Source organism: Actinomadura sp. WMMB 499 (genome assembly GCF_008824145.1).
In the GTDB taxonomy this organism is placed as follows: Bacteria; Actinomycetota; Actinomycetes; order Streptosporangiales; family Streptosporangiaceae; genus Spirillospora.
This window is the reverse complement of sequence record NZ_CP044407.1, coordinates 8,895,589-8,915,619: the sequence shown is the minus strand read 5'-3', so window position 1 is coordinate 8,915,619 and position 20,031 is coordinate 8,895,589. Positions and strand designations below refer to the sequence as shown.

The following is a 20,031-nucleotide window of genomic DNA, read 5'->3' as shown; positions in this document are numbered from 1 at the left end:
GGGCTTCGTCTTACTGAGTGTGCCTGTCAGTGGGACAACTCATTGCGCCAATCGATGACGCACAAGTCGTCCTCGCCGTGGGTGATCACGCGTTCGGCGGTAGACCTCCAGCGAGGCGGCTTGAGCTTAGGTGAGAGGTGGGGCCTTGTGAGCTACCCCCCGATAGGTACACGCGTCGTAGCGCTGCCTATTCTCATTAATCTTATGATGAGCGGCTTCAAATAGATCTATCTGCAGAACGTCGGCCAGTCTTGTAAGATAAATGAAGACGTCAGCGATCTCTGAGCGGACAAGCCTTGCAGTGCTTTCGTTGTTCATTATTTCTTCTGACTCTTCGAGGGTCAGCCATTGAAAGATCCCCAGTAGTTCGCCTGTCTCGCCTGCCAGGGCCATTGTTAGGTTCTTGGGGGTATGAAACTGCTCCCAGTCTCGCTCCCGTGTGAACGCCCGCAAGGCCTCAGTCAACTGCGTGATGTCCTCCATATGCACTAGCATACGGCCGATCGATAGTGCTAGGGGGCGACATGCCGGGTAGAACGGGGGCCAGCCTCCAGATGGTCCCTTTTAGCTGTCGATCAGCTTGCTGTAAGCATGTAAGCTTCGCATGAGCTGACAGTCTGTGCTGGTCGAAGTCGTTTGACTACCTGCACCTTTTGCTGGAAATGTCGGGCCTGTGTGCTCCCTCTGTACTGGCTGCGTCGCGCAGTCGGGCGGTAGCTTGGCATGTCGAGCAGGTGCATAGCTGGCAGTGTGCCGTGCTGGCCAGATCGAGTAGCGTGAGGCACCGTCCGTAGAGGCCGGCAGCTCGCGGCTGGTGTATCCGGCCAGGTTGAGCGGTTTTGTCGGTGCACCTGACTAGTCTTCACCCTCAGACCGAACCCGGACTGCTAGGAAGACGATCATGAAGCCGCGGTACTTGCTGGCGTGCACGGCCGGTGAGCTGGCAAGCATGGACGAGGAGCACCTCGTCGAGACTCTGCGTCGCAAGGCCAAGAAGATCTATCAAGCGAACGTCAGTGCCTCTGAAGAGGCGTCCTGGCGGGCCAGTCCTAAGACGGTGGCTCGGATCCTCGAGCGCGTTGGGCTGGGCGAAGTGATGGTGCTCCTGGAGATGAGCACCCTGTCAAGCGACGCACGCATCGACATGCTGCTGGTGGGATCTCACCCTCGCTCTGGCGAACTTTCGGTTGTTGCCGTGGAGAACAAACAATGGTCTTGGGCGACTTTCGATAGCAATTTGGAACGAGTCCGACACCCAGGTGCCAACAAGAGAGAGGGCAGCCAGCATCCCGCCGAGCAGATTTGGGACTACTGCAATGCGTTGGATCGGTACTTGCCCATGCTGTGTGGGCAACTTCATGGCGTGGTCAATCTTCACAACGCTCCCACCGGCAAGATCAAAACAATTCTTCCTGCTCGCTGTAAACTTCGGGCCGATGTTCGGGGAATCGAAATTTTCGGCTCAGATGACCAGGCAAGGGCAAGATTTGCAGCTTTCCTCGTAGGAATTCTATGCGCTAAGGGAGCGAAGTCTTATGTGCGCGATATAGATCGTGCACATGTTCGTCCGAGCGATGATTTCATGCGCGAAGTAGACCAAGCCGTACGGCTCCGATCGATTTTTCCTCTGCTCGATGAGCAGAGGAAGGTAGTCGATATGGTCTTCCAGGCAGTCGATTCAAAGTTCAGCGAGGATAATAAGCAAGTATTCATCGTCACTGGGGGGCCCGGGACCGGCAAATCAGTCCTGGGTGTTGAGTTGCTAGGTATGCTTAGTCGTGCTGGCAGTTCAGTCGTGCATGCATCCAGTAGCAACGCTTTCACAGGGGCTTTGCGGCGGCATGTCAAAGGCAGGCGTTCGTCTGTTTCTGAAGTATTTACCTTCTTTCATCACCATCGTAGACGGAAACCGAATCAGCTCAACGTTCTCATATGTGATGAGGCGCATCGGATGCGTAAAACATCGAATCTGCAGCGTACGCCGCGCGAAGAGCGGTCGGACACCCCTCAGCTCCATGAACTAATCCGTGCTGCCAGAGTACCGGTCTTCTTGCTAGATCCCCAACAATGGGTCGTGAAAGACGAGGTGAGTGCTCCTGACAAGATACGAGAGGCGGCCCTCGAACTTGGCATCACCGCGGACCGTATCCACTGTATTTCTCTGGGGCGCCAGTTTCGGCATGACCTGTTCCCGGGGTACGTTGATTGGGTCGAGGACCTCTTGGGTTACAACAAGGGGCCGAGTCCCTGGACTTATCGCGGCGAGTTTCGTCTGTACCGTGCGAACACGCCAGGCGAGATGGAAGAGTATCTGCGACTACAAAAGTTGGTCGGCTGCTCTGCCCGTATCACTGCGGGACTGTGCTGGGATTGGACTAAAGAGTATGTGAATGGCAAGTTGGTTGACGATATTATTATCGATGATTGGAAAAAACCTTGGAATGCTGCGCGCGGAAATAGGCGAAAAGGTGTTCCAGCTGCTGAATCTTGGGCAACTGATGTGGAGGGATTTGAGCAGGTCGGCTGCATTTACACAGCCCAAGGCTTCGAGTGGGACTATGCAGGTGTCATTATGGGTTATGATTACACGTGGCAAGGTGACAGGTGGGTTACCGTCAAAAATAAGGACAGTAACACCAGGAGTGTAGAGCGTCGCTTCATAGTCCCGAATGTCTATCGTGTCCTCGCCACTCGAGGCCGGCGCGGCATGGTCTTGTACTCAACTGACGCTAATACTCGTCAATTGTTCGCCGATCTCGGTGTCCCGCCTCTTGGGCCGGCGCTTGAGGAGCTACGTAAACGGCATCGCCCTGCCGGGCCGTCTTTTGGTGTGCAGGGAGAGATTTTCTAACCAGGGTTATTGGGTGATGGCGGCCGGGTAAGTCGACGGACCGTCGGTGTGGGCGTATGCCGGTGACATGGCCAGATACCCCCAGGGCGGCGGGATGACCGCCGTCGGCCGTGACAAACGAGAACAAGTACGGATGCAGGCCGCGCAGTGGTTCACCGAAGGGCGGCCCAACGCCCGGATCGCCGCCGATCTGCGGGTCGGGCTGCGGCAGGTGGAGAAGTGGCGGCGGGCCTGGCGCGAGGGCGGGGCCGAGGCGCTGCGGTCCAAGGGTCCGCACGGGCGCCCGCGGCTGGACCAGGCGGCCTTCGCGCAGCTGGAGGCCGAACTGAACCGCGGCCCCGCCGCGCACGGCTGGGCCCATGACCAGCGGTGGACGCTGGACCGGGTCGCCGAGGTGATCCGCCGGCTGTTCGGCATCGACTACACCCGGCCGGGTGTGTCGCTGCTGCTGCGCCGCAACGGCTGGTCGGTGCAGGTCCCCGGACGCCGCGCCATCGAACGCAACGACCGGGCGATCGAGGTGTGGAAAGAGCAGGTGTGGCCGCAGGTGGAAACACCGCGGCGGACCTGGGCGCCTGGATCTGCTTCGAAGATGAGGCCGGTCAGGGGCTCAAGCCGCCCAAAGGACGCACCTGGAGCCGCCGGGGACACCGACCCCGGGTGAGCGTGCACGGCGGCGAGCACGGCTCGCGGGTCTCGATCGCCGGAATGGTCTGCTACCGGCCCGGCCACCGCTCCCGGCTGATCTACCGCATCCACCGCTACCGCCGCCGCAAAGACGAACGCGCCGGCTTCACCCTCGCCGAGTACAAGCGCATGCTCCAAGCCGCCCACCAGCAGCTTCCCGGCGGCAAGATCGTGCTGGTCTGGGACAACCTCGGCATCCACCACTCCAAGGCGATGCGCGCGTTCATCGATGCCCACGCCGACTGGCTCACGGTGTTCTACCTGCCAGCCTACGCCCCCGAGTTGAACCCGGCCGAGACGGTGTGGTCGCTGCTGAAACGCTCCATGGTCAACTTCCTGGCCACCGACCTGGACGACCTCGCCGGCATGATCAAGCACCGGCTCAAGGTCATCCAGCACCACCCCGGCGTGATCGACGGCTGCCTCGCCCCCACAGGCCTCACCCTCACCACCGCCATCACCAATTAACTCTGGTTAGGTAGATCGTCGGCGTTCGGTGGTTGATATGGCCCGGCTGCGGAATCAAGGCGCGACCGGGCTTGGACAAGCCTGGGTCGTCCAGGCTTGCTCAGATGAAGCCGTTCACTGTGCAGGAGACGAGGCGCGCGGTAGTGCTTGCTTCGCGGTTGGAGTGGGCGAGTACGTGGGCGTGGCGATACGAAATGATCGCGTTCACGCTGGCGACCGTGACGACAGCGAGCGCTGTTTTGATCTGTGGGAGCCGGTCAACCATAGCCAGCTTCCTTTGCCGCTCCAAGACGCACGAGTCGGTCTCGTCATGGGTAATGACCACTTCGGCAAGCGTCAGGGCCGTGAGCGCGGCGTTGCGGTCGAGTGGATGCGACCACTCGTGACGTGGCATCCGCAGTCTGAGTGGGTGCCGCTGGCGATGGTCTCGCCGTCCAGGACGACGGTCATTGTGGTTTCGGTGATTTGAGGGGACATGGGTCGCCTCCTCGCTGCCTGGGGAGCCACGGGAGCCAGAGCGGGGAGCCAACGAGGCTCAACTTGCTCTGACTCGCCGCGACTCCCTTAGGACGTTCTTGCTGGTGAGAGGCTCTTTCGGCGACTTCCTCAGACTGCGTCCGATCTCCGCAGAGGGTGCGTGGCTTATCCCGGCGTAACGCGTTCCGGTTACGCCGGCGTTATGCGGCGTCCCGCATGCTGTGGTCGCGCGGCCGCCGGAGGCGCCGGGACCGCGCGAACGCCGAAGGAGGCGGACCCTTGCGGATACTGGTCGCCGAGGACGAGCCGATGCTCGCCGAGTCCCTCGCGGAGGGCCTGCGGGCCGAGGCGCTGGCGGTGGACGTCGTCCACGACGGGGAGGCGGCGCTGGAGCGGCTCGGCGTCAACGACTACGACGTCCTCGTCCTGGACCGCGACCTGCCGGTCGTGCACGGCGACGACGTCTGCCGCGCCGTCGCCGAGGCCGGCGCGCTGGTCCGGGTGCTGATGCTGACCGCGTCCGCGACCGTCCCGGCGCGGGTGGAGGGACTGCGCATCGGCGCCAACGACTACCTCACCAAGCCGTTCGCGTTCGAGGAGCTGGTGGCGCGGATCCTCGCGCTCGGCCGCCGCGCGCGCCCGGCGGTACCGCCCGCGCTGGAGCGCGCGGGCGTCCGGGTGGACCCGGCGCGCCTGGAGTCGTCCGGGACGGCCGGTACGTGCGCCTGGCGCGCAAGGAGTTCGGGCTGCTGGCGGAGCTGCTGCGCGCGGACGGGACGGTCGTGTCCGCCGAGCGGCTGCTGGAGAAGGTCTGGGACGAGCACGCCGACCCGTTCACCAACACGGTGCGGGTCACGCTGATGAAGCTGCGGCGCAAGCTCGGCGACCCGCCGGTCATCGAGACCGTTCCGGGAGCGGGGTACCGGATGCCGTGACCCGGCGACGCCGACTGCGGCTCACGATCCGGATGCGGTTGACGCTGCTCTACACGGGCCTGCTGCTGTGCATGGGCGTCGCGCTGCTGGGCCTGACGTACCTGCTGGTGCAGAACAGCCTGCGGCAGGAGCAGAACGAGCCGCTCACGATCGAACGGTCCGTCCCGTCGGCGCCGCCCGGTGGGCGGGTGGACTCGGCGCGGTCCGGCGCCGAGATGTCGTCCGAGCGGGTTCAGGGGGCGCTGACCGAGGCCCGCTCGACCTACCGGCGGGAAACGCTCGGCACGCTGCTCACCCAGGGCGCCATCGCGCTCGGCGCCGTGGGGGCGGCCGGGCTCGGCCTGGGCTGGCTGCTCGCCGACCGGGCACTGCGACCGGTTCACGCGATCACCGAGACGGCGCGGCGGGTGGCACGGGGCCACGACCTGACCGAGCGGATCGGCTACGCCGGGCCGCGCGACGACGTCAAGGAGTTGGCCGACACCTTCGACACCATGCTCGGCAGGCTGGCGCACGCGTTCGACGGGCAGCGGCGCTTCGTGGCCGACGCCTCGCACGAGCTGCGCACACCGCTGGCCATCAACCGGACGCTGGTGGACGTGGCCCTGCGGCGGCCCGACGCCGGCGAGGACGTCAAGCGGCTCGGCGAGGCGCTGCTGACCGTCAACCACCGGCACGAGCGGCTCATCGACGGGCTGCTCACCCTCGCCGACGGGGAGAACGCCGTCGCGGACGTGCGCCCGCTGGACCTCGCGGACGTCGCCGCGCACGTCCTCGACCAGGCCGCCGCCGAGGCCGGAGCCCGGGAGCTGAGCACGGACCGGGAGCTGCGCCCGGCCCCCGCCGAGGGCGATCCCGTGCTCGTCGAGCGGCTCGTGCAGAACCTCGTCGAGAACGCGATCCGGCACAACCGCGACGGCGGGGAACTCCGGGTCCGGACGGGCGCCCGCGACGGGTGCGCGGAATTGACCGTGGCCAACACCGGCCCGGTGGTACCCGCCTACGAGATCGCGACGATCTTCGAGCCGTTCCGCCGGCTCGGCAACCACCGGGTGGGCTCCGACCGCGGCTCGGGGCTGGGGCTGTCGATCGTCCGTGCCATCGCGACCGCCCACGGCGGCTCGGTCGCCGCCAAGCCGCGGCCGGGCGGCGGCCTGACCGTCCGCGTCCGGTTGCCCCGCGCGGGAGACGGCCAAATATGAAACATTTTTTCGTAATGGCCGAAATGATCTGATCTGTGCCATGTTGATCGCGTCCAGAACACCGATCTTGGCCCGCCCCCCGCCGCGCGACTCCCCGCGCCCGTGCGCCGGTTCGCGTCGGGCCGTGAGGAGGACGCGTGACCCATCGCTCCCGAACCATCGCCCTCGGCTCGGCGCTCGCACTGGCCGCCGCCGCGGCGGTCGTCCACGCGCCGGCCGCGCACGCGGCGCCCCTGGACAAGGCGAACTTCCAGCTGCGGGTCGACCCCGAGAACTCCGCGTACCTGAAGGGGAACGTCGCGGAACTGGACGGCGAGCTGCCCAACGTCGGTGTCGCGAGCATCATGGCCGACGCCAACCGCCAGGGGGTCGTCCGCAACGGCGCTCCCTGCGACTCCGGGGCCGTCTCCGATCCCGACCGGCCCTCCGGCAAGCCCGCGGTCTCGGTCGTCCAGAGCTTCTGCTGGCAGGACGACGCCTCCGGAGAGGACGACCGCAACACCACGCAGTGGTTCCCCCAGGGCGTCACCACGGTCGCCGACGCCCAGGCCGACCAGCGTTGGGGCGAGCAGAACCGGCCGGTCCTCGCCGCCTGGTACCACAAGGCCGACTCGACCGGGAACTCCCAGAAGGGCACCCGCGTCTCGTTCATCGACCCCGGCACCGGCGCGTACCGGCACGTCCTGCTCGCCCACCCGTACGAGAACGGCTCGGGCAACGCCAGCTACACGAGCCTCCGCGGCGACCAGTCCGCGGGCCAGGGCCACTCGCTGCACGCGGGCGGCATGGTCTGGTACGGCAACTTCCTGTACGTACCCGACACGAACCGGGGCTTCCGCGTGTTCGACATGCGGCACATCTACGACCTGAAGGCCGCCGGCGACAAGGGGAACGTCACCGACCAGAACCGGGTCGGCCGCCACGACGGCGTCTTCTACGGCTACGGCTACCGGTACGTGATGCCGGAGGTCACGCAGTGGCGGGCGGTCAGGGACCAGTCGGGGACGTGCACCGACGGCGCCGCGGGCGGCAAGTTCTCCTACGCGTCCCTCGACCGCAGCGGCCTGGACCACATGCTCGCCGGCGAGTACTGCAACGGGAAGTACGGACGCGTCGCCGCTTGGGAGATCGCGGACGCGACGAACGGCTCCGAGCAGCGGGAGAGCGGCACCTGGAACGCCACCGCCGTGCACCGCCTGCCGGTGACGAACGTCCAGGGCGCGACCCGGTTCGACGGCCGCTGGTACCTGAGCGAGAGCCACGGCAAGCCCGAGGCGGGCGAGGACGACGAGAGCGAGCTGCACACCACCGAGCCGGCGACGTCCGGCACCGGGAAGCTGGAGGTCGCCCGGACCCAGCCCGCGGCGATCGGTATCCAGTCGCTCTCGCACTGGCCCGAGGGAACCGGCACCGACCAGAACCTCGGGGTCATCTGGTCGCAGTCGGAACACCCGAACGAGCGGATGGTGTACGCCACGCGCCCCCGGTGACGGGGTTCGAGTGACCCGCACGGGGTGACCGACACGGACCGACGGACACGGGGTGACCGACACGGGCCGACGGAGGCGACCGGGGCCGCGCGGAGGGCGCACGGCCCCGGTCGCTCGCTGCACGTCCGGCCCGGCGCTCGCCTCCGGACCGTGGCGCTCGTCCTGGACGCGCCGCGGCCCGCGGCAGCATGATCGCCGGGGCGGACAGAACGCAGACGGAACGAGGAGATCGCCATGAGCGAAGAAGCCGTGACCACGCGGACCGGGGACGGGATCGCGACGATCACCCTGAACCGGCCGGCGGCCCGCAACGCCATCACCCTGGACATGCTGCGGCGACTGCGGGACGCCATGACGGCGGCCGACGCCGACCCGGCCGTCGGCGCGATCGTCCTCACCGGCGCGGATCCCGCCTTCTGCGCGGGGCTCGACCTCAAGGAACTGGGCGGTTCCGGGCCCCGGATCAAGCTGAGCGGCGGAGAGCGGGCCGAAGACGAGCCCTGCGGTGCCGCGCACTGCCCGTGGCGGCCGACCGGCAAGCCGGTCGTCGGCGCCGTGAACGGCCCGGCGATCACCGGCGGGCTGGAGTTCGCGCTGCACTGCGACATCCTGCTCGCCTCCGAGCGTGCGGTCTTCGCCGACACCCATGCCCGGGTGGGCGTGATGCCCGGCTGGGGCCTGTCGGTGCTGCTGCCGCGCGCGGTCGGTCGCGGCATGGCGCGGCGGATGAGCCTGACGGGCGAGTTCGTCGACGCCCGGACGGCCCTGCGCTTCGGGCTCGTCACCGAGGTCACCGCGCACGAGCGGCTGCCCGGCCGCGCCCGCGAGGTGGCGGCCGCGATCGCCGCGAACGACCCGGAGGCCGTCACGGCCCTGCTGGCCTCCTACCGCGCGATCGAGCTGGAGGAGACCGCGGGCGGCCTGGCGCGGGAGGCCGCGACCACCCGCGAATGGACCGCGGCGGGCGTCGACCGGGCGGCGGGCGCGTCCCGGCGCAGGGAGGAGGTCGTGCGCGCCGGCCGCCGCGGCCTCGACACGGGCGCGGACGGAAACCGGGCCTGAGCACACGACGCGGACATCACGTCCGTCGCCGCTCGGTGAACCGGCGAGATCTCGAACGCGAGCCGCGCCGCCTCGGCCGACCTCACGTCCGGGGCGCCGGGCTGGGCGTGTGCAGGCGCACGATCGTCCCGTCCGATCCCGGGCGGACGTCGAGGTGGTCGCAGATCTGTCGGGCGAGCCAGAAGCCGTCGCCCGGCGTGGGGTCGAGCGTCGGCGGGTGCAGGCCGATGAACGGGTCGAGGGGCACCGGCAGCCGCACGTCGCACACCACTTCGCCGGGCTGCGCCCACAGCGCCACCGCCGGGTGCCCGGACCCGCCCGCGGCCCCGCCGACGATCTCCCCCACCGCCGCCGAGAAGATCATCATGCGCTCGCCGAGGAGTCCCAGGGCGGCCGTCTCCAGCACGATCGCGTGCCGCATCCGCCCGAGGTCGCCGCGGAACTCCAGCGTCACCGCGTCGCGGGGCGGGGACGGCAGCGGGGCGGCGCGCCGCCGGACGAACGCGACCGGCTGGACGTACCCCCCGCTCGGGCGCACGTCGGTGCCGTGGACCAGCTGCGGATGCGTGCACCGCACGTTCGCGACGATCGGAGCCGGCATGGTGCGGGAGTCGTACGGGCAGATCATGTGGATGCCGGTGCCGCCGAGCACGGTGTTGAGCGCGGACTCCATGCACTCCCACGCCTCTACCTGCCGCGGCGTGTGCCCCGCCCACACCGGCTCGGCCAGGATCCGGACGCGCTCGTCGCGGGGATGCCGGTGCCGGTACGCGGTGAAAGCCGCGACCCGCTGCTGGGGCCGGCGGCCGAACGCGCCCGTCTCGCCGAAGTCGACCCGGTGCGCCCGCCGCCCCAGGGCCGCCCGCACCGACCCGATGTTGGCCACGGTCGTGGCGACGAGCACCGGTTCGTCACGCTCCAGCCCCTCGGTGATGAACGGCACCGCCATCCGCAGGAACTCGTCCTCGCCCCCGTAGACGCACCCCTGGTGGACGAAGGCGGAGCGGTCCATCCCGTCCCCCTCCCCCATGACGGCGGGCGGGCGCCCGCCTCCGCCCGTCCTCTCGCGGTCATCGCCACTCCAAGGATCCATCCGGTCACGTTCAGTATCAAGCGGAACGCCGACATCCGCGGCCGGGAGAGCTGAAATCGCCGCCTCCCCGCACTACGCTCGCGTCAATGACCAGTGCCGAACTGCTCACCGATGCCTTCGACCGGATCCGCGAGGAGGTGCACGCCGCGGCCGCCGGTCTCCCGGCGGACCTGCTGGCGTTCCGCGCCGATCCGGACGCGAACTCGATCGCCTGGCTGCTGTGGCACCTGACCCGCGTTCAGGACGACCACGTCGCCGACGTCGCGGGCACCCCCCAGCGCTGGACGTCCGACGGCTGGGCCGAGCGCTTCGCGCTCCCCCTCGACCCGTCCGACACCGGCTTCGGCCACGATCGCGACGACGTCGCGGCCGTCCGCGTGGACTCCGCGGACCTGCTGACCGGCTACCACGATTCCGTCCACGCGATGGCCGTCGGCTACGTCGGGGGCATCACCGACGCCGACCTGCCCGCCGTCGTCGACAACGCCTGGGACCCGCCGGTCACCCTCGGCGTCCGCCTCGTCAGCGTCATCTCCGACTGCCTCCAGCACACCGGCCAGGCGGCGTTCGTCCGCGGCCTCGCCGAGCGCGCGTGACCGGCCGCAATTGAATGCAATTCACACCCGGTATAACCCTACGCCCGGATTGTTGAGATTTCCCGATACGGCCATCGACTCCGGCTCGGCAATGCGCAGAAGACAGGAAGAACGGGCGGCCTGGAAGCCCATGCCGCCCGCCCGTCATACCCTCCGGGACCGTCACATGATGACGACCTGCGACAAGCTGTCGTAGATCGAGATCACGGCGGTCATGAAGATCGGTGCCGCGGCACCGGCCATGAGCATGTACTTCATGTACATGGACTCCTTATGTGTCAAGACACCTTGATGCGGACGGCCGACGTACCGGCCGCCGTTAAGCCCGAAAGGCTAGTACCGGCCACACGCGGCGTGTCGGGGATTTCTGGACTTTGCTTGAAAAGTCGGTCCCGAACTCCTTCGATTTGGACTTATCGCCCATTTCTGCCCCGGCGTCGCGGGCGGCCGACGCCCGCCGGGACCGCCACCGTCCACTGCTCCGCCGTCTCACCGGCCCGACGGCGCCGTCAGTCTGGAGCTTGAGCCTGCTCGCGGTTTCACCCGGCGATGTTCCATCCGGACATGCCCGTCGTTGAATCCCCCTCCGCGGCGCGCGATCGGGCGCCAGTGGGCGGGGTAGCACCCGCAGACCAGACCGTCACCTCGCCCGAGCACTCGACCCACGCCGTCGACATCGCCACCACTGCGACGCGAAGCCGGGTGCCCGGCGCGAAGCCGGGTGCCCGGGGCGGAGCGGTGCTCGCGGGTCAGGCCGCCGTCGCGCCGCGCACGGACCGGGTCAGGCTTCGGAGGCGTCGTCCAGGTTCAGGCGGGCGCGGAGGTCGGCGGCCTCGGGAACGCCGAGGTGCTCGTAGAGGTCGAGGGCGCGGCGGCGATGCGGGGCGGCGGCGGCCGGGCCGCGGGTCCGGGCCATGACCTCAGCGACGCCCTCGAGGGCGCGGGCCTCCTGGTGGGCGGCGGCCATCGAGCGGGCGAGGCCCAGCGACTCCTCGTACTCCGCGAGCGCGAGGGCGTAGCGCCCGGCGCGCAGGTGCACGTCGCCCATGCCGCACAGTGCGATGGCCTGCTCGAAGCGGTCGGCCAGCGTCCGGGCGAGCGCCAGCGCGGTCTGGTGGTGGATGAGCGCCTCGCCCTCGCGGCCGAGGTCGGCGAAGCAGGCGCCGATCTGGTTGAGCGAGTCGCACTCGCCGCGGCGGTCACCGATCTCCCGGTAGATGGCCATCGCCTCCCGGTAGCGGTCGATGGCCTCCGCGGCGTGCCCGGTGCCGCGCCGGCAGTTCGCGACGTTGTTCGTCCAGGCGGCCAGATGCTGGCGGGACATCTCCCCGAACTCGGCGGCGCGCAGGAAGTGGGCGAGCGCCGTCCCGGGATCGCCCAGGTGGAGTTCGACCTCGCCGATGTTGTTGAGCGTGATGCGGCGGCCGCGATCGTCCGCCGCACGCTCGTAGATCGCGAGCGCGTCGCGCATGCGGTCGAGCGCCTCGGGGTAACGGCCGAGATGCCACATGATGATGCCGAGATGGTTGAGCACGTCCGCCAGGCCCAGCGGATGGTCGAGGGCACGGAGTTCGGCCAGCGCCTGTTCGAAGTAGCCGGCGGCGACGTCGAACTCGGAGCGGTGCCAGTGGACCAGGCCGATCTGGTCGAGGAAACCGGCGACGGCGGGCCGGTCACCGCGCGAGCGCGCCAGCTCCAGTCCCTCGGCGGCGCTGTCCAGCGCGTGCCCGTTCTCGCCGGACCGCCAGGCGACCTTGGCGACGTCGGCGAGGGCCCGTGCGAGCGCGGCGTCGTCCCCCAGGACGCGCCAGGCGGCGACGGCGGTGTCGTGCAGGCGGACGGCGTCGGCCCACCTTCCGGTCGATTCCAGATGCTCGCCCAGAACGGCCGCCAGGCGGGCGGCGTGCCGGGGACGCCCGTTGCCGGCGGCGTGCCGCGCGATGCGCAGGAGGTCGCCGGTCGCCTCGCCGAGCCGGCGGCGCGCCTCCTCCCGGGCCCGCGGTGAGACGGCGTCCGCCGGCAGGGCCCCGGGGCCGGCGAGGCGGGCGTCGTGGGCGGCGCGGGCCACGCGATGGTCGAGGAGCCGGTCGAGCGCGGCGTCCCGGACGGTCCGGTCGTCCCGCCGGGCCAGGTCCTCGGCGTACTCCCGGACGAGGTCGTGGAACCGGTAGCGCCCCCGGCGGGGTTCGCTGATCAGATGGTGGTCCTGCAGGGTGTCGACGGCGGCCTCGGCGGCCGCGCGGCCGACACCCAGCAGGACGGCGGCGTCCTCGGCGGGAACGTCGGCGCCCGGGTGCAGCGAGAGCAGCCGGAACGCCTCGCGGTCCGGTTCGGGCAGGCCCTCGTAGGAGAGCCGGAACGCGGCGGTCAGGTCCCGGTCCTCGGCGCGGATCTCGACGAGCCTGCCGCGTCCCTCGGTGAGCCGGGCGGCGAGGTCGGCGGCCGTCCAGCTGGGGCGGTGCAGCAGGCGGCCGGCGGCGAGCTGGACGGCGAGCGGCAGCTGCCCGCAGAGCCGGACGACGTCGGCGGCGCCGGGGTCGCCGGGCGCGACGCGGTCGCCGGAGGCCCGGGCGAGCAGGCGGGCCGCGTCGTCCGGGTCGGGGACGCCGAGGCTCAGGTGACGGGTCCCCTCGAGGCCGGCGAGCCGGCGCCGGCTCGTGACGATCACGAGGCAGCCGGGCGCACCGGGCAGGAGCGGGCGGATCTGGCCGCTGTCGAGCGCGTCGTCGAGCAGGAGCAGCGCACGGCGTCCGTTCATCCGGTTGCGCCACAGGGTCGCGAGCACTTCCGGCGGCCGCGTCCGCAGCGGTTCGTCGTCGGACGGCCCGGGCATGGGCTCCGCTCCGGTCATGAGGAGCAGGCGCTCGAGCGCGGCCGCGGGCGTGAGGGGTGCGCGGTCGGAGTCGTACGCGTGCAGCGCGAGGTAGAGGCGCCCGTCGGGGTACCGGTCCGCGAGCCGGTGGGCGAGATGGACGGCCAGCACGGACTTGCCCACGCCCGGCATCCCGTCGATGGTGAGCACGGGAACGGTGCGGCCGTCGTGCTCGGCGAGGGCGGTGAGGCGGTCGAGTTCGGCGGACCGCCCGGTGAAGGTGTGCAGGTCGCGGGGAAGCGCGCTGGGCGGGTGCGCGGCGGCCGGGGGCGGGACGGGCGGTGCGAGCGCGGGGTCGCCGGCGAGGATGCCCCGGCGCAGCTCGTCCAGGGCGGGACCCGGCGCGGCGCCGACGTGCTCCCGCAATCGCCGCCGCAGCCGGTCGTGGGCCCGGATCGCGTCCCCCGAACGGCCGGACCGGTGCAGGGCGAGCATGACCAGTTCGATGGCGCGCTGGGAGCCGGGGAAGCGGGCGGCGAGGGCGTTCAGTTCGTCGACGACTTCCGCGTGGCGGCCGAGCCGCAGCTCGAGGTCGAGACGGTCGAGGAGGCCGTCGACCAGTTCGTCCCGGATCATCTGGCGGTGGAACTCGGCCCAGGAGCCGTCGACGTCCTCGAGCGGCGTGCCCCGCCACAGGGCGGCGGCGTCGCGGAGCAGGGCGATCGCCTGTTCCGGGTCACCGCTGTCGGCGATCGCGCGGGCCTGGCTCCGCAAGGCCAGGAAGCGGTGGTAGTCGATCTTCTCGGGATCGGCGGCGAGGGTGTAGGCGCCGGATTCCTGGTGGATCCCGACGTCGGCGCCGAGGCCCTGCAGACGGCCGCGGAGCCGGGCGATGTGCGTGTGGAGACGGTTCCGCGCGCCGTCGGGGGCGCCGTCCTCCCACAGGTGATCGATCAGGACCTGGGCGGTGACGGGACGTCCGGGGTTGAGCAGAAGCAGGGCGAGGGCGCCGCGTTCCTTGGCCCAGCCGGGAGGGTGGAGGTCACCGCCCGCCCACAGTCGCACCGGGCCGAGTATGCGGAATTCCATCCGCGCTCCCTCGAGAATCCCCCGATACTGGATCCGCGCCGACCTTGACAGTTGCGATCATTCCAGCGTCAAGTGCCTTTGGCCACAAGTAACCCCTGTGTCCCCTGGCCAGTATGGGCCGGGTTCCGAAAGCCGCCCGCAAGTGCCGCCGCAAGGGGTGCCGCAAGCTCGGCTCCCGACCATCGCAGTGGGGTCGCGACAACCGGCAGCCCGAAAAGGGCGAAGGGGGCACGAAAGCGATGTCAGGCAGCGAATGGCGGCGGGTGCCGATAGGGCTCGGTGCGGGACGGTGGGCGACGCGGGGCGCGTGCCGGACCGTGCTGCTGATCGTCCACACCATCACCTCGGGGCAGCGCCTGCTGGAGGCCGCGCGGCTCCTGGAGGGCGACCTGCGCGTGCAGGTCGTGTTCACGCAGGGACCCGACACCTTCGGCGCGGGGGTGCGGGAGTTCCTGTCCCGGCTGGGCGCCACGACCGTGTCGTGGGCGCAGGCCACCCAGACGCGCTTCGACCTCGCCATCGCGGCGAGCCACGGCGGCGTCCACGAGGTGCACGCGCCGCTGATCGTCATGCCGCACGGCGTGGGATTCAACAAGCTGGTGGTACGCGGCGCGGGACGCGCGGCGGGCGCCCCGAAGGTCTACGGGCTCGACCCGCAGCGGCTCGTCCACGACGGCGCGCTCGTCCCCTCGACGATCACGCTGCCGCACCGCGACGACCGGGCGGCGCTGGCGCGCAGCTGCCCGGAGGCGCTGCCGGCGGCGGCCGTCGTCGGCGACCCGTCCTACGACACGCTGGTCGCCAGCCGGGACCGGCGCTCGTCCTACCAGGTCGCGCTGGGGGCCGGGAACGGGCGCAGGCTGGTCGTGGTGGCGTCCACGTGGGGGCCGGGCTCGCTGCTCGGCCGGCGGCCGGAACTGTGGTCGCGGCTCACGGAGGAACTGCCGGGCGAGGAGTTCCAGGTGGTGACGCTGCTGCACCCGAACGTCTGGGCGGAGCACGGGACGTGGCAGATCCGGGCGTGGCTGGCCGCGTCGCTGCGGCGCGGGCTGCGGCTCGTGCCGCCGGAGGCGGACTGGCGGGCGGTGCTGGCGGCGGCCGACTGGGTCGTCGGGGACCACGGGTCGGCGACCGTCTACGGGGCGGTGACGGGGGTTCCGGTGCTGCTCGGCGGGTTCCGCCGCGCGGACGTCAACCCCGACTCCCCGGCCGCGCGGCTGGGCGAGGACGCGCCGCGCCTCACCGCGCGGGGGTCGCTGCGCCGCCAGCTCGTGCAGGCCGCGGAGGGGTTCCGGCCGGAGCAGCTGCGGCGCGTCGCCGAGCGCATCACCTCCGAGCCGGGACGGTCCGCGCGCAACACGCGGCGGGTGATGTACCGGCTCCTGCGGCTGCCGCAGCCCGACACCGTGCCGGTGGTCCCGCCGGCCGAACCGCCGTTCCTGCTGAAGTGAGGACGACCGTCGTGCACGAGGACTTCGTGATCACCCGGCTGTGCCGGCTGGGACGGGTGCTGGGGCTGGCCCGGGAGCCGCGCCCCGGCGGGACGCCCGCCGTCCTGGTCATCCCGCGCGGCGGGCGGCTGCGCGCGCCGCGGCTGGTCCTGTTCGGCGGCCCGGGGGCGCCCGCGCCCCACGTCCCGGGGAGCCCGGCGGCGGCCGACGCGCACACCGTCGCACACCTGGACGCGCCCGCCGCCGCGGCCCGCCGGGAGAGCGCCGACGTGCTGGTGGGCCGGGCGCTGCGCCCGCCGTTCGGCACCGGACGGCTGCGCCGCGTGCTGGAGCGCTATCCCGGATGCGGGGTCGCGGTCGCCGCCGGGCGGGGCGGTCCGGCGGCGGCGCTGCGCGGCGGCGGGACGGTGCGCGCCTGCGGGAGCGCGGCCTCATGGCCCTGCGCGGAGGGGCCCGTCGGGGCGGGGCCCTTCGGTTCGTTGCTGTTCGCCTGGACGTCCGCGGGCCTCACGGTCGCGGACCTGGCGGGCGCCGTGGTCATCGCGGGCACGCTGGGCGCGTCCGACCGGGGCCGGCCCGGTCCCCTGCACGTCTCCGGGCGGATCTCGGTCGTCCCGGCCGGCGGGGCGCGGCGGAGGGCCGCCTCGTGACCGCGCGGATCACGGTGGCGGGCGTGACGAGCCTGTACGTGTCGGCCGCGGTCGACGGGTTCCCGCTGGAGTACGCGCCGTCGTCCCGTCCCGGATGGATGGAGCTGGGCGTCTCCGGCGCGGCGGGGCACATCGCCCGGGTCCAGCGGGGGCTCGGCGACGACGTGCGGCTGTGCTCCCCGGTAGGGCGGGACGGGGCGGGGCTGCTCATCCGCCGCGAGCTGGCCCGGGCCGGGCTGCTGGGCGCGGGGATCGTCCCCGCCGCGGCGTCCTCGATGGGGGTCGTGCTCGTCGACCGGGACGGGCGGCGGATGGGACTGCCGCACCTGCGTCCGGCCGACGTGTCCGGCTACCCGTTCGAGGTGCTCCGGGAGCAGGCGCGGGGCGCCGACCTGCTGGTGCTCACCAACGCCCGGTTCGTCCGGCCCCTCGTGCCGGACGCCGCCGGGCTGGGCGTCCCGATCGCGGTGGACGTGCACCGCATCGCCGATCCGGACGACGCCTACGACCGTCCGTGGCTCGAGCACGCGGAGATCGTGTTCTGCAGCCACGAACGCGTCGGCGATCCGCGCGCCTGGGTGGCCGCCCTGCTCGCCCGCCGCCCGCGGTGCCGGATGGTGGGCGTGGGCATGGGGGCGCGCGGCGCGCTGCTCGGGCTGCGCGGCGGGGCCCTGGTCACGGTGGACGCGGTGGCGCCGCGCCCGCCCGTCAACACCTCGGGTGCCGGGGATTCGCTGTTCGCGACGTTCCTGCACGTGCTGCTGCGGACGGGCGACCCGGTGGAGGCGCTGCGGTGCGGCGTGGTGCACGCCGGCTGGAAGATCGGGCACCGGGTGCCGGCGGGCGTGTCGCTCGCCGCGGCGGACCTGGCGGCGCTGCGCCGCTCGCTGCGGCCGCGGGCCGCGCTGGGCCGCTGGGACCGCTGACCCCGCTCAGGTGCCGCGCAGTCCGGCGATCAGCCGGTCGAGGACCCTGGTCGGCGCCCCCGCGGCGGCCAGGGTCGCGCGGGCCTCCTCGTAGCGGTGCAGCGCCGTCGCGTCCCGGCCGTCCCGCGCCGCCAGGTCGCCGAGGGCGCGCAGCGCGCCGGCCACCCCGGCAGCCGAGCCGAGTTCCCGCATCGCGGCGAGCCCAGCCGTCACCTGCTCCTCCGCGTCCGGGGCGCCCGCCCGGGCGCGGCCGAGGAGGACGAGCGCGCGGGCCCGGTTGTACGGGTCGTCCCCTCCTTCCAGGAGCGCCCGCGCCTCGGTGAGCAGCGCGGCGGCCTCGTCGCGGGCCGCCGGGTCGCGGTGCCCGTCCTCCAGGAGCGCGGCGCCGAGGTCGCACAGGCAGAGCGCGGTCTTGCGGTCGTCGCCGCCGTCCCGGTGGACGCCGAGCGCGGTGCGGAAGTGGCGCCGGGCCGCCGCGGCGTCACCGCGGTCCAGTTCGAGCAGCCCGAGACGCCGCTCGGACCCGGCCGTCCGGGGCCGGTCCCCCAGTTCGCGCCAGATGTCGCGGGCGGCGAGGAAGTCCTCGGCGGCCCGGTCGGGACGGTCCCGGTCGCGCCACGCCAGCCCGGTGCGGTTCAGCATCTTGGCCTCGGCGGCGCGGTCCCCGGCGGACCGGGCCGCCGCCAGGCCGACCAGGTCGAGGTCGAGGCGCAGGTCGCGGTGGCCGCGGTGCAGGAAGAGCGGCCATGCGGCGTCCACGATGAGGAGCGCCTCCTCGTGGTGGCCGGCTTCCTGCGCGCGCGCCGCGACTGCCGACAGGTTCACGCTCTCCGAGTCCAGCCAGTCGAGCGCCTCACGGGCGGAGGGGAACGACGGCGGCGCCGGGACGCCCGGCGCCTCCGGCGGCTCCGGCAGCCGCCGGTAGGGGGCGGCCGCGGCGTTCGCGGCCAGCGCCGCCGCGGCCGTCCACCGCACGAGCCGGAGCAGCGCGGCGGCGCGCTCGGACGGCGGGTCCTGCGCGTCCGCCAGCTCCAGGGCGTGCAGCCGGGTCAGTTCGTGGAGGCGGTAGCGGGCGCCGGGCGCGTCGGCGACCAGGTTCGCGTCGGCGAGCGCCTCCAGCGTCTCCCCCGCCTCGGCGGCCGGGCCGCCGGTCAGCGCCGCGCACGCCGCGCTGCCGTAGGTGTGGCCCGGATGCACGGCGAGCAGCCGGTACAGGCGCCGTGCGGGCGCGGGCAGGTTCCGGTACGAGAGCTCCAGCGCCGCCCGCACCGTCATGTCGTCCTCCGCGTCCCGCGCCGTCAGCGCCGCCAGCCTGCGGGTCTCTTCGGTGAGCGCGCCGACCAGCTCGGCCAGCGGCCAGCCCGGCCGCGCCGCGAGCCGGGCCCCGGCGACGCTCAACGCGAGCGGCGACCGCCCGCACAGCTCGACCAGCCGGGCCGCCATGTCGCGTTCCGCCGCGATCCGGTCGCGGCCGAGCATGCGGTCCAGCAGTTCCACCGCCGCGTCCGTCTCGAGCGGGCGCAGCAGGACGGCGCGCGCCCCGCGCGCCAGCAGCGCGGCGAGCCGCCAGCGGCTGGTGACGACCGCGACACCGTCGGCCGAGGCCGGCAGCAGCGGCGTCACCTGGGCCGCCGAATAGGCGTCGTCGAGCACGACGAGCATCCGGCGTCCGGCCGTCAGCGACCGGTACAGCGCGGTGCGGGCCGCGAGGCCGGACGGGATCGCGGCGGGCGCGACGCCGAGACCGGCGAGGAATCCGGCGAGGACGTCGCCGGGGCTCGCGTGCTCGACGGCGGCGTGGGCCCGCAGGTCGGCGTACAGCTGGCCGTCGGGGAAGGCCTCGAGCCGCCGGTGCGCCCAGTGCAGCGCGGTCGCGGTCTTGCCGACGCCGGCCGGTCCGGTGACGAGCGCCACGCCGGGCGGGGCGGCGCCCGCGCCGTCCAGTTCGTCGATCGCCTCCGTGCGGTCGACCAGGAGCCCTGGGCCGGGAAGCTGCCGCGGCGGTTCCGCGGGGACGCCCGGCGGCGGGGCGTGCACGTGGACGCCGCCCCGGACGTCGCGCGCCTGGATGACCCAGCCGGAGGCGCCGCCGTCCAGCCGGTTGAGGTGCCCGCCGCACCCGGAATCCGTATTCATTTCCCTACATCGCGTTATTCGTCTTTCGTTGCAAGCTCGCCTTGACCATACGTTGAAGGATCGTTCAGTCAAGATGGCGCCGGACACAAGGCGTTTCGCGACCAAT

The 20,031-nt window shown here is 71.6% G+C and carries 15 protein-coding genes and 1 pseudogene; 11 read left to right on the top strand and 5 right to left on the bottom strand.

The window, feature by feature from the left end; translation table 11 throughout:
- Positions 1-126 precede the first annotated feature (126 nt).
- The gene (locus F7P10_RS40650; RefSeq protein WP_151017343.1) at positions 127-483 is read right to left on the bottom strand and encodes a nucleotide pyrophosphohydrolase; all 357 of its coding nucleotides are present in this window, start codon (positions 481-483) and stop codon (positions 127-129) included.
- Positions 484-949: 466 nt separating this feature from the next.
- Here F7P10_RS40650 and F7P10_RS40645 point away from each other — a divergent pair, with 466 nt between their 5' ends.
- The 3 genes from F7P10_RS40645 to F7P10_RS40635 all read left to right on the top strand — a co-directional run bounded on the left by F7P10_RS40645 (position 950) and on the right by F7P10_RS40635 (position 4,006).
- Positions 950-2,851: a DNA/RNA helicase domain-containing protein gene (locus F7P10_RS40645; protein WP_176611836.1), complete on the top strand. Its 1,902-nt coding sequence runs from the start codon at positions 950-952 to the stop codon at positions 2,849-2,851.
- 67 nt (positions 2,852-2,918) lie between these two features.
- Positions 2,919-3,515, top strand: coding sequence for a winged helix-turn-helix domain-containing protein (locus tag F7P10_RS40640; RefSeq protein WP_151008099.1), 597 nt, complete (start codon positions 2,919-2,921; stop codon positions 3,513-3,515).
- Positions 3,419-4,006: an IS630 family transposase gene (locus F7P10_RS40635; protein WP_151018142.1), complete on the top strand. Its 588-nt coding sequence runs from the start codon at positions 3,419-3,421 to the stop codon at positions 4,004-4,006. The genes F7P10_RS40640 and F7P10_RS40635 overlap by 97 nt, the downstream gene beginning before the upstream one ends.
- A gap of 100 nt (positions 4,007-4,106) precedes the next feature.
- Here the strand turns inward: F7P10_RS40635 and F7P10_RS40630 are convergent, their stop codons facing one another.
- Positions 4,107-4,400, bottom strand: coding sequence for a hypothetical protein (locus F7P10_RS40630; RefSeq protein ID WP_151017339.1), 294 nt, complete (start codon positions 4,398-4,400; stop codon positions 4,107-4,109).
- Between the two features lie 362 nt (positions 4,401-4,762).
- On the opposite strand from F7P10_RS40630, the pseudogene F7P10_RS40625 reads away from it, so the two are divergent.
- From F7P10_RS40625 to F7P10_RS40610, 4 genes and pseudogenes are all read left to right on the top strand, one after another.
- Positions 4,763-5,418 (top strand): annotated as a pseudogene (locus F7P10_RS40625) (response regulator transcription factor).
- A gap of 32 nt (positions 5,419-5,450) precedes the next feature.
- Complete coding sequence (locus tag F7P10_RS40620; protein ID WP_151017336.1) at positions 5,451-6,620, top strand: HAMP domain-containing sensor histidine kinase; 1,170 nt, start codon at positions 5,451-5,453, stop codon at positions 6,618-6,620.
- A gap of 137 nt (positions 6,621-6,757) precedes the next feature.
- Positions 6,758-8,110, top strand: coding sequence for a hypothetical protein (locus F7P10_RS40615; protein WP_218040293.1), 1,353 nt, complete (start codon positions 6,758-6,760; stop codon positions 8,108-8,110).
- Positions 8,111-8,344: 234 nt separating this feature from the next.
- Positions 8,345-9,172 carry an enoyl-CoA hydratase gene (locus tag F7P10_RS40610; RefSeq protein WP_151017334.1) on the top strand — a complete coding sequence of 276 codons (828 nt, stop codon included), beginning with the start codon at positions 8,345-8,347 and terminating at the stop codon, positions 9,170-9,172.
- A gap of 82 nt (positions 9,173-9,254) precedes the next feature.
- Here F7P10_RS40610 and F7P10_RS40605 read toward each other — a convergent pair whose 3' ends face one another.
- The gene (locus tag F7P10_RS40605; protein WP_176611835.1) at positions 9,255-10,184 is read right to left on the bottom strand and encodes a sensor histidine kinase; all 930 of its coding nucleotides are present in this window, start codon (positions 10,182-10,184) and stop codon (positions 9,255-9,257) included.
- Between the two features lie 167 nt (positions 10,185-10,351).
- Between F7P10_RS40605 and F7P10_RS40600 the strand changes: the two genes are divergently transcribed.
- Positions 10,352-10,861 carry a DUF664 domain-containing protein gene (locus tag F7P10_RS40600; RefSeq protein WP_151017329.1) on the top strand — a complete coding sequence of 170 codons (510 nt, stop codon included), beginning with the start codon at positions 10,352-10,354 and terminating at the stop codon, positions 10,859-10,861.
- Between the two features lie 781 nt (positions 10,862-11,642).
- Here F7P10_RS40600 and F7P10_RS40595 read toward each other — a convergent pair.
- The gene (locus F7P10_RS40595; protein WP_151017327.1) at positions 11,643-14,762 is read right to left on the bottom strand and encodes a tetratricopeptide repeat protein; all 3,120 of its coding nucleotides are present in this window, start codon (positions 14,760-14,762) and stop codon (positions 11,643-11,645) included.
- A 239-nt stretch (positions 14,763-15,001) separates the two neighbouring features.
- Here F7P10_RS40595 and F7P10_RS40590 point away from each other — a divergent pair, with 239 nt between their 5' ends.
- The 3 genes from F7P10_RS40590 to F7P10_RS40580 are packed head-to-tail and all read left to right on the top strand — an operon-like array spanning position 15,002 to position 17,789.
- Positions 15,002-16,213 (top strand): hypothetical protein, encoded by a 1,212-nt coding sequence (locus tag F7P10_RS40590; RefSeq protein WP_151017325.1) that lies wholly within the window; start codon positions 15,002-15,004, stop codon positions 16,211-16,213.
- A gap of 11 nt (positions 16,214-16,224) precedes the next feature.
- Positions 16,225-16,863, top strand: a complete 639-nt coding sequence (locus tag F7P10_RS40585) for a hypothetical protein (RefSeq protein ID WP_151017323.1) — start codon at positions 16,225-16,227, stop codon at positions 16,861-16,863.
- Entirely contained in the window at positions 16,860-17,789 is a 930-nt protein-coding gene (locus F7P10_RS40580; protein ID WP_151017321.1) for a carbohydrate kinase family protein, read from the top strand. The genes F7P10_RS40585 and F7P10_RS40580 overlap by 4 nt, the downstream gene beginning before the upstream one ends.
- Before the next feature lie 6 nt (positions 17,790-17,795).
- Here F7P10_RS40580 and F7P10_RS40575 read toward each other — a convergent pair whose 3' ends face one another.
- The gene (locus tag F7P10_RS40575; protein ID WP_151017319.1) at positions 17,796-19,925 is read right to left on the bottom strand and encodes an NB-ARC domain-containing protein; all 2,130 of its coding nucleotides are present in this window, start codon (positions 19,923-19,925) and stop codon (positions 17,796-17,798) included.
- Between the last annotated feature and the right edge of the window lie 106 nt (positions 19,926-20,031).

What these genes read in the sequence shown, in the direction of transcription:
- F7P10_RS40605 (WP_176611835.1), bottom strand. Translation starts at nt 10,184, where the DNA reads ATGGACCGCTCCGCCTTCGTCCACCAGGGGTGCGTCTACGGGGGCGAG.
- F7P10_RS40590 (WP_151017325.1), top strand. Translation starts at nt 15,002, where the DNA reads ATGTCAGGCAGCGAATGGCGGCGGGTGCCGATAGGGCTCGGTGCGGGA.
- F7P10_RS40610 (WP_151017334.1), top strand. Translation starts at nt 8,345, where the DNA reads ATGAGCGAAGAAGCCGTGACCACGCGGACCGGGGACGGGATCGCGACG.
- F7P10_RS40620 (WP_151017336.1), top strand. Translation starts at nt 5,451, where the DNA reads ATGCGGTTGACGCTGCTCTACACGGGCCTGCTGCTGTGCATGGGCGTC.
- F7P10_RS40630 (WP_151017339.1), bottom strand. Translation starts at nt 4,400, where the DNA reads ATGCCACGTCACGAGTGGTCGCATCCACTCGACCGCAACGCCGCGCTC.
- F7P10_RS40600 (WP_151017329.1), top strand. Translation starts at nt 10,352, where the DNA reads ATGACCAGTGCCGAACTGCTCACCGATGCCTTCGACCGGATCCGCGAG.
- F7P10_RS40575 (WP_151017319.1), bottom strand. Translation starts at nt 19,925, where the DNA reads ATGAATACGGATTCCGGGTGCGGCGGGCACCTCAACCGGCTGGACGGC.
- F7P10_RS40640 (WP_151008099.1), top strand. Translation starts at nt 2,919, where the DNA reads ATGGCCAGATACCCCCAGGGCGGCGGGATGACCGCCGTCGGCCGTGAC.
- F7P10_RS40650 (WP_151017343.1), bottom strand. Translation starts at nt 483, where the DNA reads ATGGAGGACATCACGCAGTTGACTGAGGCCTTGCGGGCGTTCACACGG.
- F7P10_RS40645 (WP_176611836.1), top strand. Translation starts at nt 950, where the DNA reads ATGGACGAGGAGCACCTCGTCGAGACTCTGCGTCGCAAGGCCAAGAAG.
- F7P10_RS40595 (WP_151017327.1), bottom strand. Translation starts at nt 14,762, where the DNA reads ATGGAATTCCGCATACTCGGCCCGGTGCGACTGTGGGCGGGCGGTGAC.